We start from the raw sequence: 12,621 nt of genomic DNA on the forward strand, positions 1-12,621 counted from the left end.
AAGCGCTCTGTGCGTTCTCGTGGTGCATAGCAGCCATTCGTCAGTGAGGGACGAGTCGATTCGACCGATTGGATGCACATGTCAACGCGCTGATGACAAATGTATCGAATGTGAGGGTCTGCCTGCCGTTTCGTCTTCTCCCGCTCATCCAAGGTGCTTGTTTTTTGTGCAGCGGCATTTCGCCTCGGATGCTTTGAATTTTATTTTATTTATTATAAATCAATAGTTTATTTTGTTTTTTCTGCTGGCATGCGTGTTGCTCTAGGGCTTTCTGACCACTTTACATCCGATAGGCCGCCTCGCCGATTGGAGCCACTGTGTAACAGGAGACCGCCCCATGAGCCTCAACCGCCGTAAATTCCTGAGTAGCGGAGCCATTGCCGCAGGCGCCGGCCTGGCACTGGGTGCCTCGAGCATCGCCTCTGCCAACACCGGCAAGACCTTCAACTGGAAGATGACCAACGCCTACGCGCCAGGCTCGCCCTTCTACGTGCAGGGTCCGGGCAGCCCGACCGATTTCTGCAAGCGCGTCGAGGAAATGTCCGGCGGCCGCCTGAAGATCCAGCACTTCGCCGCTGGCGAGCTGATCCCGGCACTGGAAGGCTTCGATGCGGTGGCCAGCGGCATGGTCGAGATGAACGCCGCCAACGCCTTCTTCTGGGCCGGCAAGATTCCCGCCGCGCAGTTCTTCACTGCCGTGCCGTTCGGCATGAACACCCAGGGCATGAACGCCTGGCTGTACAACGGCGGCGGCCTCAAGCTGTGGGAAGAGCTCTACGAACCTCACGGTCTGGTGCCCATGCCCATGGGCAACACCGGCACGCAGATGACTGGCTGGTTCCGTCAGCCGCTGGAAAACGTCGACAGCCTCAAGGGCCTGAAGATGCGCATCGCCGGCCTGGCCGGCAAGGTCTACAGCGAGCTGGGCGTGGCCGTGCGCCTGCTGCCGGGGGGGGAAATCTTCCCAGCGCTGGAGCGTGGTGTGATCGATGCCGCCGAATTCGTCGGCCCTTATCAGGATCGCCGCATGGGCCTGCACAAGGCGGCGAAGAACTACTACACCACCGGCTGGCACGAGCCGACCAACGTTACCGAGCTGATTATCAACAAGCAGGCCTGGGACAGCTTGCCGGCCGATCTGCAGGCCATCGTGCGGTTCTGCGCCCAGGCCTGCAACACCGACAGCTGGTCGTGGTGCGACGCGGTCAACGCCGAGGCCATGCAGGATCTGGTGAACAACCAGGGCGTGATTGCCCGCCCGCTACCGACCGACATCATCAAGCGTCTGCATGAAGTGACCAACGACACGCTGTCGAGCATGGCGGCCAGCGACCCCGCGACCAAGAAGATCTACGAGCACTTCTTCGCCTTCCGCAAGCAGTACATCTCCTGGGCCTCGGTGGGCGAGAAGGCCTTCATGGAAATCGGGATGGGCGAGTCATGATGTTCGTCGTCACTCGAATCGAACAACTGGTGGAAGCCCTGGGCGCGCTCGCACGCGCCTGCGTGCTGCTGCTGGTGCTGCTGGTGTCGTTCGATGTGCTGATGCGCTACCTGTTCGACTTCAGCCCTGTGGCGTTGCAGGAACTGGAGTGGTACCTGATCTCGCCGATCGCCCTGCTCGGCATCGCCTATACCCTCAAGCATCGCCAGGACGTGCGCGTGGACTTCCTCTACGAGAAGTTCGGCGTGAAGACCAAGGCGGCGGTCGACCTGTTCAGTGGCATCGCCACCGCCGCCATCGGCTTCTACATCGCCCACCTGGCGTTCAAGTACACGATGCAGTCCTACAACATGGGCGAGGGCTCGCCCGACCCGGGCGGGCTGCCCTATCGCTTCCTGATCAAGGCCTTCCTGCCGCTGGGCTTCGCCCTGTTCGGCCTGCAGGGCCTGGCCGATAGCCTGCGTGCGCTGTGCACCCTGCTGCTGCCGGCTCGACTGCAGGAGGCCCGTCCATGACGCCCAATGAATGGTTGGCCATCAGCATGGTCATCGGCTTCTTCGCCATGATGATGGTGGGCGTGCCGGTGGCCATTTCCCTGGCCGTGTCCGGTTTCGTCGCCGGCATGATCGGCTTCGGCCCGATGCTCTTCGCCCTGCTGCCGGCGCGCATGTTCGGCGTGGTCAGCAACTACACGCTGTTGGCGATACCGCTGTTCACCTTCATGGGGGTGATGCTGGAGAAATCCCGGGTCGCCGAGGACATGCTCGATACCATCGGTCGTGCCATGGGCGGGCTGAACGGCGGCATGGGCCTGGCGATCATTCTGGTCGGCGTGCTGCTCGGCGCCTCCACCGGCATCGTTGGCGCCACGGTGGTGACCATTGGCCTGCTGACCCTGCCCACGCTGCTGCGCCGCGGCTACAACAAGACCGTGGCCTGCGGCACCATCTGCGCCTCCGGCACCCTGGGGCAGATCATTCCGCCGAGCCTGGTGCTGATCCTGCTGGCCGACATCCTCGGTCAGTCGGTGGGTTCGATCTTCGCCGCTGCGTTCATCCCCAGCCTGGTGCTGGCGCTGATCTACGTCGCCTACATGCTGCTGCTCGGCTGGCTGCGCCCGGACTGGGTGCCGGCGATCCCGGCTGAAGAGCGCGCCCTGACCAGTCGCAAGCAACTGCTCAAGGACATGGCGCGTAGCGTGCTGCCGCCGCTGCTGCTGGTGATGGCGGTGCTCGGCTCGATCATCGGTGGCGTCGCCGCGCCGACCGAGGCGGCTTCGATGGGCGCGCTCGGTGCGCTGGTCATCGCCGCCTGCGCACGGCGTCTGGACTGGAAGACTCTCAAGGCGACCCTGCATGGCACCCTGACCATCAGTGCGATGATCTTTCTCATCCTGCTCTGCTCGCAGCCGTTCTCCCTGGCTTTCCGCGGTCTGGGTGGCGAGGCGCTGGTGCATGAGCTGTTCACCATGCTGCCGGGCGGCGAGCTGGGGGCGATCCTGTTCCTGATGGCGGTGCTGTTCGTGCTCGGCTTCTTCCTGGAGTGGATCGAGATTTCCTACATCGCCTTGCCGATGTTCCTGCCGGTGTTCATCGCCTACGACACCAACCTAGTATGGCTGGGCATCCTGGTCGCGCTGAACCTGCAGATGTCGTTCCTCACGCCGCCGTTCGGCTGGGCGCTGTTCTTCCTCAAGGGCGTGGCGCCACCGGGTATCTCGACCCGCGACATCTACATCGGCGCGTTGCCCTACGTGTTCCTGCAGATGCTCGCGGTAGCGGTGGTGTTCTGCTTCCCGCAACTGGCCACCTGGCTGCCGGCTGCGATCGGCTGGTGATGACCACAGCGACCACGCCCTCACCGGCGTGATCGCCACGACAAGAAAGGAACTGTCATGCTGAAAACTACCCATGCCACCGGCGGCCTGTTCGTCGCCCCGCACCATCTGGCCGCGCAGGCCGGGCGCGATGTACTCAAGGCCGGCGGCAATGCCGTGGAAGCGATGGTCGCCGCTGCCGCCAGCATCGCCGTGGTCTACCCGCACATGAACGCCATCGGCGGCGATGGCTTCTGGCTGATCCATGAGCCGGGCAAACGCCCCATTGCCATCGATGCCTGCGGCAGCAGCGCTGCACTGGCTGATCGCGACTTCTACGCCGGTCATACGCAGATTCCCAGCCGCGGCCCGCTGGCCGCATTGACCGTGGCGGGCACCGTCGGTGGCTGGGCCGAAGCCCTGGCGCAAACTGCGCACTGGCAGCCGCAACTGACCTTGCCCGATCTGCTTGCCGACGCCATCGGCCACGCTCGCTGCGGCATCGTGGTCAGCCGCAGCCAGGCACAGCTGACCCGCAGCAAGCTGGCCGAACTGCAGGACGTACCGGGCTTCGCCGATGTCTACCTGCCCGGCGGCCAGCCGCCGCGCGAAGGCGACCTGCTGCGCCAGCCGGCGCTGGCCGAAACTCTGCAGCGTCTGGCTGATGCCGGGCTGGACGACTTCTACCGTGGCGAGCTGGCGGCGCGCATGGCCGCCGATCTCGAACGCCTGGGCAGCCCACTGCGCCTGGCCGATCTGCAGAACTACCGCGCTCGTGCGGTCGAGCCGCTGAGCGTACGGTTGAGCGATGCCACACTGTACAACATGCCGCCGCCGACTCAGGGTTTGGCTTCGCTGCTGATCCTGGGCATCTTCGAAAAGCTCGGGATCGAACAGGCCGAAGGCTTCGCCCATGTTCACGGGCTGGTCGAGTCGACCAAGCAGGCTTTCCTGATTCGCGACCGTGTGGTGACCGATCCGGCCCGTGTGCCGGAAGACCCGCAGAGCCTGCTGGCCGACGCCAATCTGCAACGCCTGGCTGCCAATGTCGATCCGCAGCAGGCGCTGGCCTGGCCACAGCCGGCGCAGCCGGGCGACACCATCTGGATGGGCTGCATCGATGCCGAAGGGCGCGCGGTGAGTTTCATCCAGAGCGTGTACTGGGAGTTCGGTTCCGGCGTGGTGCTGCCCTCCACTGGCGTGGCCTGGCAGAACCGAGGCATCAGCTTCTCTCTCGATCCTGCCGCGCTGCAGAGCCTGGAACCGGGGCGCAAGCCGTTCCACACCCTCAACCCGGCGCTGGCGCTGTTCGACGATGGCCGCACCCTGAGCTACGGCACCATGGGTGGCGAAGGCCAGCCGCAGACCCAGGCGGCGATCCTCAGTCGCTACCGCCTGGGCAGCGACCTGCAAGCGGCGGTCAGTGCGCCGCGCTGGCTGCTCGGGCGCACCTGGGGCGACGTCAGTACCACGTTGAAACTGGAAAGCCGCTTCCCGGCCGAACTGGTGGAGCAACTGCGCCAGGCCGGGCATATCGTCGAGCTGCTGGACGAGCCCTTCAGCGACACCATGGGCCATGCCGGCGCGCTGCTGCGCCAGCCCAATGGCGTACTGGAAGGCGCCGCCGATCCGCGTAGCGACGGCAGCGTCTGCGGCTTGTGAAAAACGGTTGGGCCGGGTGCACCCGGCCCAACGTGCTCACGGGCGTCTGGCGATGAAATCGATCTCAACCAGGGCGTGGCGCGCCAGCCCGGTGGTGCCGATGCAGGTGCGCGCCGGGCGTTTGCCCTCGGCAAAGTAGCTGGCGTAGATCGCATTGAAGCGCTCGTAATCACCGTAGAAATCGGTGAGGAAGGCGCGCGCCGATACCACGTTCTCCAGACCAAGGCCGAGCCCTTCGAGCACTATCAGCAGGTTGTCGAAGGTCTTGTGCGTCTGTGCCTCGATGCCTTCGGGCAGTGGCGCCGATTCGTTGCCCGGGTCGATGGGCAACTGGCCGGTGATGAACACCCAGCCATCGGCTTCGCAGGCATGGGAAAAGGGCGCGACCGGTGCGGGCGCACCGGCGAACATGTGGTATTCGGGCATCGACATGAGCACTCCTGGTCTCTGATGAACGCCAGTGCGGTTGCACGGCTTCAGTGACCATACCTCATCGCATCAGAATACCGACCAGCCAATTCGCTCACTGAGCAGCTCCAGCGCCGCCATGCCGGCCAGCGAGTTGCCAGCCTTGTTCAGCTCCGGTGACCACACGCAGATGGTGTACTGCCCCGGTACGATGGCGACGATGCCACCCCCGACGCCGCTCTTGCCCGGCAGGCCGACGCGGTAGGCGAAGTTACCCGCCTCGTCGTACAGCCCGCTGGTGGCCATGATCGAGTTGACCTGCTGGGTCTGCCTGGCGCTGAGAATCTGCTCGCCGCTGTGCTTGCAGAAACCGTCATTGGCCAGGAAGCAGAAGGCCTTGGCCAGGTCGACGCAGTTCATGCTCAGGGCGCAGTAGCTGAAGTAGTTGCGCAGTACCGATTCGACGTCGTTGTGGAAGTTGCCGAAGGACTGCATCAGGTAGGCCATGGCCGCGTTGCGTGCACGGTGCTGGTACTCGGAGTCGGCGATGTGCCGGTCGATCACGACATTGGCATTGCCTGACAGACGCCGGACGAAATCGCGCATCGACAGGGCTGGCGCGGCAAAGCGCGACTGGTTGATGTCGCTGATCACCAGCGCCCCGGCGTTGATGAAGGGGTTGCGTGGCCGGCCGTTCTCCAGCTCCAGCTGCAGTAGCGAATTGAACGGTTGCCCGGACGGTTCGTGGCCGAGCCGTTCCCAGATCGCCTCGCCCGAATGCTGGATCGCCTGCACCAGGCTGAACACCTTGGAGATACTCTGGATCGAGAACGGGATGCGCGCATCGCCGGCGGTGAACAGCTCGCCGTCGTTGCCATACACCGCGATGCCAAACTGGTTGGCCGATACGTCGGCGAGTGCCGGAATGTAATTGGCGACCTTGCCCTGGCCGATCAACGGACGGGCTGCATCGAGAATTTCGTTCAACAGGGCTTGCATGCTCTGGCTCGCGAGGGCGTCAGGTATTTGCCCGACAGGTTTGTGCTAGACGCCAGCAGAAACCTTCGAATCACAGCCGATGACTTGCTCTGCATGGCGCCCGCCTCTAGTCTCGGCCTCTTCCCGTCGACGGCGTAGTCTGATGTCCACCGTTCTCAACGTGTTGTTGCCAATCTTCGGTCTGATTCTGATCGGCTACATCTGTCGACGTACCAACCGGCTGGGGCCGACTGCCGCTTCGGAGATGAACCGTTTCGTGGTCTGGCTCGGTTTGCCGGCGTTGTTGTTCAGCCTGACCGCCAAGGCCGACTGGGCGCAGATCTGGCAGCCCGGTTTCCTGCTGGCCTTCACCGGCGGCATGTTTGCTGTATACCTGATTACCCTGCTGTATCGCTGGAAGACCACTGGCAACCTGGTGGACGCCAGCATCGATGGCCTCAGTGCCGGTTACGCCAACAGTGGCTACATCGGCATTCCGCTGTGCGTGCTGGTGCTGGGTGATGACGGCATGGCGCCGGCGTTGATCGCCTCGCTGATGGTGGTCTGCGTGCTGTTCGGCCTGGCCGTGGTGTGCATCGAAGTCGGCCTGCAGAGCAAGAAGGGAGTGGGCGGCGCGATCCTTCAGGTCGTCACTGCATTGCTGAAGAACCCGCTGGTGGTGGCGCCGCTGTTGGGCGCGGCCTGGTCGCAGGGTGGGCTGCAGATGCCTGCGGCGATGGATGAATTCCTGCATCTGCTGGGTGCGGCGACCGTGCCCTGCGCACTGGTGTCGCTGGGCCTGTTTCTGGCGCAGCGACAGAGCGGGCCGAGCCAGGGCGTCTGGCCGCTGGTGGCGCTCAAGCTGGTGCTGCAACCGCTGATTACCTGGTTCATCGCCTTCGTGCTGCTCGACCTGCCGCCGCTCTGGGCGCATGCCGCGCTGCTGCTCAGTGCGCTGCCAACCGGCACCGGGCCGTTCATGCTCGCCGAGTACTACCAGCGCCAGGCGGCGCTGGTGTCCCGGGCGATCCTGTTCTCCACGCTAGGCTCGCTGTTTACCCTGTCGCTGATCCTGTTGCTGATCACGCCTTGAGTTGCAGCTCCAGGCCCAACTGCTGCGACAGGCATGGCCAGCGGCGCCAGGCCGATGCGGTGTCCGGTGCTGCCAGGCGCTCGCGGTAGGCCTGCACCGACGGCTGGTCGAAGCTGGCGTCATCGAGCATGCCGGCCAGCGCATGATGCACCGCCTCGTCGAGTTGATTGGCGAAGGGCTCGCCGATCAACTGATGCGCGATCAGGTTGGCGCGCGTGGTGTCCAGTGGGATCAGTGGCTGGCCGAGATGGGCGATATAGCGGTCATTGACCTCTTCCACCAGGCGGTGGGCCAGGTAGGCCTCGTCCAGCAACCCTTCGAGACCTTCATGGCCTGCCATCAGCTCGGGTGGTTGCAGGAAGAAGTGCTCGGCGATCTTCAGCACCGGCTTGATGGCGCTCTCGATACCCGCTTCACGCGCCACGGTGGCGGCGGCATCAAGCACGTCCGGCACCTCTTCGATATAGGCGATGACGAAGCCGGTCAGCGCGCCAAGGGCATCATCCTCGGGCAGGCGGATCGACGGATGCAGGCGTTCGAGCTGATCCTGCAGAAACATTGCAAGCGCGTGTTTGGCGGTTTCCTGCTGACGAGCCTGGGCAATCAATTGGCGAAGGGCGGCAGTGTTCATGACTACTCCTACATTTCAGGACATGGACGTGAACCTTAGCCGGCACTTTGGCCCGGCTAAGACGCGATTGTCATAACTTTTTCATACTTATGCGAGTCCGCTATATCCACCTGTATCAGAACGGCTACACCCCGCGTCACTCGGGGCGTTTAGCGCAGGCCTCGAGTCGGATCGGCCAGCGTGGTGCTCACATTGCGGGCTGAAAGTCGCCGTCTATACTCGATTTCGAAAGGCAGTACCTGATGGAACCGGACGAGCTTTGGCACGGAAAGGTTCGACAGTAGTCGCCAGCAGTCAGGGGTGGTCATGCAGGCAGCGTGCGCCAGCAGCCAACTCCGTAGGCAGTCGATCCCTTAGCCGCAGGCTCAGCCGGCGGGATAACAAGAACAATCAAGGGGAACCCGCAATGATGCGACATCCACGAGTCTGGATGGGCCTCCTGCTGTGGCTGACATTAAGCTCGGCGCATGCCCAGTGGACGGTGAACATGGCGCCCGGTGTCACCGAGGTCAGCCGTTCCGTCTTCGACCTGCACATGACCATCTTCTGGATCTGCGTCGTGATCGGCGTGCTGGTGTTCGGCGCGATGTTCTGGTCGATGATCATGCACCGCCGCTCCACCGGCCAGCAGCCCGCGCATTTCCACGAGAGCACCACCGTCGAGATTCTCTGGACCGTGGTGCCCTTGGCCATCCTCATCGTGATGGCGATTCCGGCGACCAAGACGCTGATCGAGATCTACGACACCTCCGAGTCCGAGCTGGATGTCCAGGTCACCGGCTACCAGTGGAAGTGGCACTACAAGTACCTGGGCCAGGATGTCGAGTTCTTCAGCAACCTGACCACGCCGCGCGACCAGATCAACAACCGCGCCGCCAAGGGTGAGCACTACCTGCTGGAGGTGGATCAACCGCTGGTGGTGCCGGTGGGCACCAAGGTGCGCTTCCTGATCACTTCTGCCGACGTGATCCACTCCTGGTGGGTACCTGCCCTGGCAGTGAAGAAGGATGCCATTCCCGGTTTCATCAATGAATCCTGGACGCGTATCGACGAGCCCGGCGTCTACCGTGGCCAGTGCACCGAGCTGTGCGGCAAGGATCACGGCTTCATGCCTGTCGTGGTCGAAGCCAAGTCCAAGGAAGATTTCTCCGCCTGGATGGACGAGCGCAAGCAGGCCGCAGCCGCCGAACGTGAGCTGACCAGCAAGGAATGGACCAAGGAAGAGCTCATGGCACGCGGCGAGAAGGCCTACAACACCACCTGCGTCGCCTGCCACCAGGCCAATGGCGAAGGCCTGCCACCGATGTTCCCGGCGCTCAAGGGCTCGGCCATCGCCACCGGGCCGGCCAAGGGACATATCGACATCGTTTACCACGGCAAGCCGGGTACCTCGATGGCCGCCTTCGGCAAGCAACTGTCGCCGGTAGACCTGGCCGCCATCATCACCTACGAGCGCAACGCCTGGGGCAACAATGTCGGTGACATGGTCACGCCCAAGGACATTCTCGACTTCTCGAAGGCTCAGGAGTAAGGACATGAGTGCAGTGATCGACCACGGTCATACTGACCACCACCATGGCCCGGCCAAGGGCCTGATGCGCTGGGTGCTGACCACCAACCACAAGGACATCGGCACGATGTACCTGTGGTTCAGCTTCTGCATGTTCCTGCTCGGCGGCTCGATGGCGATGGTGATTCGCGCCGAGCTGTTCCAGCCGGGCCTGCAGATCGTGCAGCCGGAATTCTTCAACCAGATGACCACCATGCACGGCCTGATCATGGTCTTCGGCGCGGTTATGCCAGCTTTCGTCGGCCTGGCCAACTGGATGATCCCGCTGATGATCGGCGCGCCGGACATGGCTCTGCCGCGGATGAACAACTTCAGCTTCTGGCTGCTGCCGGCGGCCTTCGGCCTGCTGGTCAGTACCTTGTTCATGGAGGGCGGAGGGCCGAACTTCGGTTGGACCTTCTATGCGCCGTTGTCGACGACCTACGGGCCGGAGAGCACGACCTTCTTCATCTTCGCCATCCACCTGATGGGCATCAGTTCGATCATGGGGGCGATCAACGTGGTCGCCACCATCCTCAACCTGCGTGCCCCCGGCATGACCCTGATGAAGATGCCGCTGTTCGTCTGGACTTGGCTGATCACTGCCTTCCTGCTGATCGCGGTGATGCCGGTACTGGCTGGCTGCGTGACCATGATGCTGATGGACATCCACTTCGGCACCAGCTTCTTCAACGCTGCTGGCGGCGGTGATCCGGTGCTGTTCCAGCACGTGTTCTGGTTTTTCGGTCACCCCGAGGTGTACATCATGATCCTGCCCGCGTTCGGCGCGGTCAGCTCGATCATTCCGGCCTTCGCGCGCAAGCCGCTGTTCGGCTACACCTCGATGGTCTACGCCACCGCGGCCATCGCCTTCCTCTCGTTCATCGTCTGGGCGCACCACATGTTCACCGTTGGCATTCCGCTGACCGGCGAGCTGTTCTTCATGTACGCCACCATGCTCATCGCCGTGCCTACCGGAGTGAAGGTGTTCAACTGGGCCAGCACCATGTGGCAGGGCTCGATGACCTTCGAGGCGCCGATGCTGTTCTCGGTGGCCTTCGTCATCCTGTTCACCATCGGTGGCTTCTCCGGGCTGATGCTGGCCATCGCCCCGGCGGACTTCCAGTACCACGATACCTACTTCGTGGTGGCGCACTTCCACTACGTGCTGGTGCCCGGTGCGATCTTCGGCATCTTCGCTTCGGCCTATTACTGGCTGCCGAAGTGGACGGGCCACATGTACGACGAGACCCTGGCCAAGCTGCATTTCTGGATGAGCTTCATCGGCATGAACATGGCGTTCTTTCCGATGCACTTCGTCGGCTTGGCCGGCATGCCGCGGCGCATCCCGGACTACAACATGATGTTCGCCAACTTCAACATGATCTCGAGCATCGGCGCTTTCCTCTTCGGCGCGACCCAGTTGCTGTTCCTGTTCATCGTCATCAAGTGCATCCGTGGCGGCAAACCCGCCCCGGCCAAACCTTGGGATGGCGCCGAAGGTCTGGAGTGGACGGTGCCGTCACCGGCGCCCTACCACACCTTCAGTACGCCACCGGAAGTGAAATAGGAGGTCTGCCGTGAGCGAGGTCATCGCGACTCGTCGCCTGGTTACCCGTCTGCTGATCGTGGTGGTGGTGATGTTCTGCTTCGGCATCTTCGTCCTGCCGCCGTTCTACGACGCCATGTGTCGGGTGTTCGGCATCAATGGCAAGACGGCAGGCGCCTATCAGGGCGAGCAGATGATCGACGTGGCTCGAGAGGTGCGCGTGCAGTTTCTCGCCACCAACTCGGCCGAGATGGTCTGGGAGTTCGGCCCGAAAGCGGACGAGATGGTGGTTCACCCGGGCGAGCCGCGCGACATGCTGTTCGTGGCCTACAACCCCAGCGACCACCCGATGACGGCGCAGGCCATCCCCAGCGTCTCGCCATCGCGGGCGGCGGCCTTCTTCCACAAGACCGAGTGCTTCTGTTTCACCCAGCAGGTGCTGCAGCCGGGCGAGCGCATCGAGATGCCAGTGCGCTTCATCGTCGACCGTGACCTGCCGCAAGACGTGAAGCACCTGACGCTGGGCTACACGCTGTTCGATGTTACTGCGAGCAAACCGCCAGTGGCACAGGCTCCATAAGGAGAACAACAATGTCGAGTCACGAGCACTATTACGTTCCGGCCCAGAGCAAATGGCCGATCATCGCTACCCTTGGCCTGTTGGTCAGCGTCTTCGGGTTGGGTACCTGGTTCAACGACTTGTCGGCCAATCGTGCTGAATCCAACGGCCCGCTGATTTTCTTCGTCGGCGGCCTGATCCTCGCCTACATGCTGTTTGGCTGGTTCGGCAACGTGATCAAGGAGAGCCGTGGCGGCCTCTACAGTCCGCAAATGGATCGCTCGTTCCGCTGGGGCATGAGCTGGTTCATCTTCTCCGAGGTGATGTTCTTCGCCGCCTTCTTCGGTGCGCTGTTCTACATCCGCACCTGGGCTGGGCCATGGCTCGGTGGTGAAGGCGACAAGGGCGTCAGCAACATGCTCTGGGAGGGATTCGAGTACAGCTGGCCGCTGCTGCAGAACCCCGACTCCAAGTTATTCGTACCGCCGTCCGGGGTGATCGATCCCTGGCACCTGCCACTGCTCAATACCATCCTGCTGGTGTCATCGAGCGTCACCGTGACTCTGGCCCACCATGCGCTGAAGAAGGACAAGCGCGGCCCGCTCAAGGCCTGGCTGGCGGCGACCATTCTGCTCGGCGCGGCGTTCCTGTTCTTCCAGGTCGAGGAGTACATCGAGGCCTATACCGAACTGGGTTTGACCCTGGGTTCGGGAATCTACGGCGCGACCTTCTTCATGCTCACCGGCTTTCACGGCGCTCACGTGACCATGGGCGCGATCATCCTGACGGTGATGTTGGTGCGCATCATGCGCGGGCATTTCGACTCCGAGAAACACTTCGGTTTCGAGGCGGCGTCCTGGTACTGGCACTTCGTCGACGTGGTCTGGCTGGGGCTGTTCATCTTCGTCTACGTGTTGTGACGAATGATGAGC

At 63.0% G+C, this 12,621-nt stretch carries 12 protein-coding genes; 9 read left to right on the forward strand and 3 right to left on the reverse strand.

What is annotated here, in order from left to right; translation table 11 throughout:
• Window positions 1-337 precede the first annotated feature (337 nt).
• Genes HS968_RS00705 through HS968_RS00720 form a run of 4 tightly spaced genes read left to right on the forward strand, consistent with a single transcriptional unit; the run spans window position 338 to window position 4,922 of the window.
• Window positions 338-1,444: a TRAP transporter substrate-binding protein gene (locus HS968_RS00705; RefSeq protein ID WP_119692486.1), complete on the forward strand. Its 1,107-nt coding sequence runs from the start codon at window positions 338-340 to the stop codon at window positions 1,442-1,444.
• The gene (locus HS968_RS00710; protein WP_106737819.1) at window positions 1,441-1,959 is read left to right on the forward strand and encodes a TRAP transporter small permease subunit; all 519 of its coding nucleotides are present in this window, start codon (window positions 1,441-1,443) and stop codon (window positions 1,957-1,959) included. Before HS968_RS00705 ends, HS968_RS00710 begins: the two co-directional genes overlap by 4 nt.
• Window positions 1,956-3,281: a TRAP transporter large permease gene (locus HS968_RS00715; RefSeq protein WP_106737818.1), complete on the forward strand. Its 1,326-nt coding sequence runs from the start codon at window positions 1,956-1,958 to the stop codon at window positions 3,279-3,281. Before HS968_RS00710 ends, HS968_RS00715 begins: the two co-directional genes overlap by 4 nt.
• Window positions 3,282-3,338: 57 nt before the next feature.
• Window positions 3,339-4,922, forward strand: coding sequence for a gamma-glutamyltransferase family protein (locus tag HS968_RS00720; protein WP_182369692.1), 1,584 nt, complete (start codon window positions 3,339-3,341; stop codon window positions 4,920-4,922).
• A 36-nt stretch (window positions 4,923-4,958) separates the two neighbouring features.
• Here HS968_RS00720 and HS968_RS00725 read toward each other — a convergent pair whose 3' ends face one another.
• Window positions 4,959-5,354: a RidA family protein gene (locus tag HS968_RS00725; protein ID WP_182369694.1), complete on the reverse strand. Its 396-nt coding sequence runs from the start codon at window positions 5,352-5,354 to the stop codon at window positions 4,959-4,961.
• A 66-nt stretch (window positions 5,355-5,420) separates the two neighbouring features.
• Window positions 5,421-6,329 carry a glutaminase B gene (gene glsB, locus HS968_RS00730; protein WP_119692482.1) on the reverse strand — a complete coding sequence of 303 codons (909 nt, stop codon included), beginning with the start codon at window positions 6,327-6,329 and terminating at the stop codon, window positions 5,421-5,423.
• Window positions 6,330-6,471: 142 nt separating this feature from the next.
• On the opposite strand from glsB, the gene HS968_RS00735 reads away from it, so the two are divergent.
• Complete coding sequence (locus HS968_RS00735; RefSeq protein ID WP_182369696.1) at window positions 6,472-7,401, forward strand: AEC family transporter; 930 nt, start codon at window positions 6,472-6,474, stop codon at window positions 7,399-7,401.
• Here the strand turns inward: HS968_RS00735 and HS968_RS00740 are convergent.
• The gene (locus tag HS968_RS00740) at window positions 7,391-8,032 is read right to left on the reverse strand and encodes a hypothetical protein (protein ID WP_182369698.1); all 642 of its coding nucleotides are present in this window, start codon (window positions 8,030-8,032) and stop codon (window positions 7,391-7,393) included. The genes HS968_RS00735 and HS968_RS00740 overlap by 11 nt on opposite strands.
• Window positions 8,033-8,438: 406 nt before the next feature.
• On the opposite strand from HS968_RS00740, the gene coxB reads away from it, so the two are divergent.
• Genes coxB through HS968_RS00760 form a run of 4 tightly spaced genes read left to right on the forward strand, consistent with a single transcriptional unit; the run spans window position 8,439 to window position 12,609 of the window.
• Entirely contained in the window at window positions 8,439-9,563 is a 1,125-nt protein-coding gene (gene coxB / locus HS968_RS00745; protein ID WP_119692479.1) for a cytochrome c oxidase subunit II, read from the forward strand.
• Between the two features lie 4 nt (window positions 9,564-9,567).
• On the forward strand, window positions 9,568-11,151 hold the full coding sequence (gene ctaD, locus HS968_RS00750) for a cytochrome c oxidase subunit I (RefSeq protein WP_106737811.1): 1,584 nt from the start codon (window positions 9,568-9,570) through the stop codon (window positions 11,149-11,151).
• A gap of 10 nt (window positions 11,152-11,161) precedes the next feature.
• Window positions 11,162-11,710 (forward strand): cytochrome c oxidase assembly protein, encoded by a 549-nt coding sequence (locus tag HS968_RS00755; RefSeq protein ID WP_182369700.1) that lies wholly within the window; start codon window positions 11,162-11,164, stop codon window positions 11,708-11,710.
• 11 nt (window positions 11,711-11,721) lie between these two features.
• On the forward strand, window positions 11,722-12,609 hold the full coding sequence (locus tag HS968_RS00760) for a cytochrome c oxidase subunit 3 (protein ID WP_182369701.1): 888 nt from the start codon (window positions 11,722-11,724) through the stop codon (window positions 12,607-12,609).
• Window positions 12,610-12,621: the final 12 nt, after the last annotated feature.

The organism is Pseudomonas berkeleyensis, from assembly GCF_014109765.1.
Taxonomy (GTDB): Bacteria; Pseudomonadota; Gammaproteobacteria; order Pseudomonadales; family Pseudomonadaceae; genus Aquipseudomonas; species Aquipseudomonas berkeleyensis.

Excerpts from the sequence above, each read along its gene's own strand:
- HS968_RS00710 (WP_106737819.1), top strand. The coding sequence starts at position 1,441 with ATGATGTTCGTCGTCACTCGAATCGAACAACTGGTGGAAGCCCTGGGC.
- HS968_RS00705 (WP_119692486.1), top strand. The coding sequence starts at position 338 with ATGAGCCTCAACCGCCGTAAATTCCTGAGTAGCGGAGCCATTGCCGCA.
- HS968_RS00735 (WP_182369696.1), top strand. The coding sequence starts at position 6,472 with ATGTCCACCGTTCTCAACGTGTTGTTGCCAATCTTCGGTCTGATTCTG.
- HS968_RS00720 (WP_182369692.1), top strand. The coding sequence starts at position 3,339 with ATGCTGAAAACTACCCATGCCACCGGCGGCCTGTTCGTCGCCCCGCAC.
- ctaD (WP_106737811.1), top strand. The coding sequence starts at position 9,568 with ATGAGTGCAGTGATCGACCACGGTCATACTGACCACCACCATGGCCCG.
- HS968_RS00740 (WP_182369698.1), bottom strand. The coding sequence starts at position 8,032 with ATGAACACTGCCGCCCTTCGCCAATTGATTGCCCAGGCTCGTCAGCAG.
- coxB (WP_119692479.1), top strand. The coding sequence starts at position 8,439 with ATGATGCGACATCCACGAGTCTGGATGGGCCTCCTGCTGTGGCTGACA.
- glsB (WP_119692482.1), bottom strand. The coding sequence starts at position 6,329 with ATGCAAGCCCTGTTGAACGAAATTCTCGATGCAGCCCGTCCGTTGATC.
- HS968_RS00715 (WP_106737818.1), top strand. The coding sequence starts at position 1,956 with ATGACGCCCAATGAATGGTTGGCCATCAGCATGGTCATCGGCTTCTTC.
- HS968_RS00760 (WP_182369701.1), top strand. The coding sequence starts at position 11,722 with ATGTCGAGTCACGAGCACTATTACGTTCCGGCCCAGAGCAAATGGCCG.
- HS968_RS00725 (WP_182369694.1), bottom strand. The coding sequence starts at position 5,354 with ATGTCGATGCCCGAATACCACATGTTCGCCGGTGCGCCCGCACCGGTC.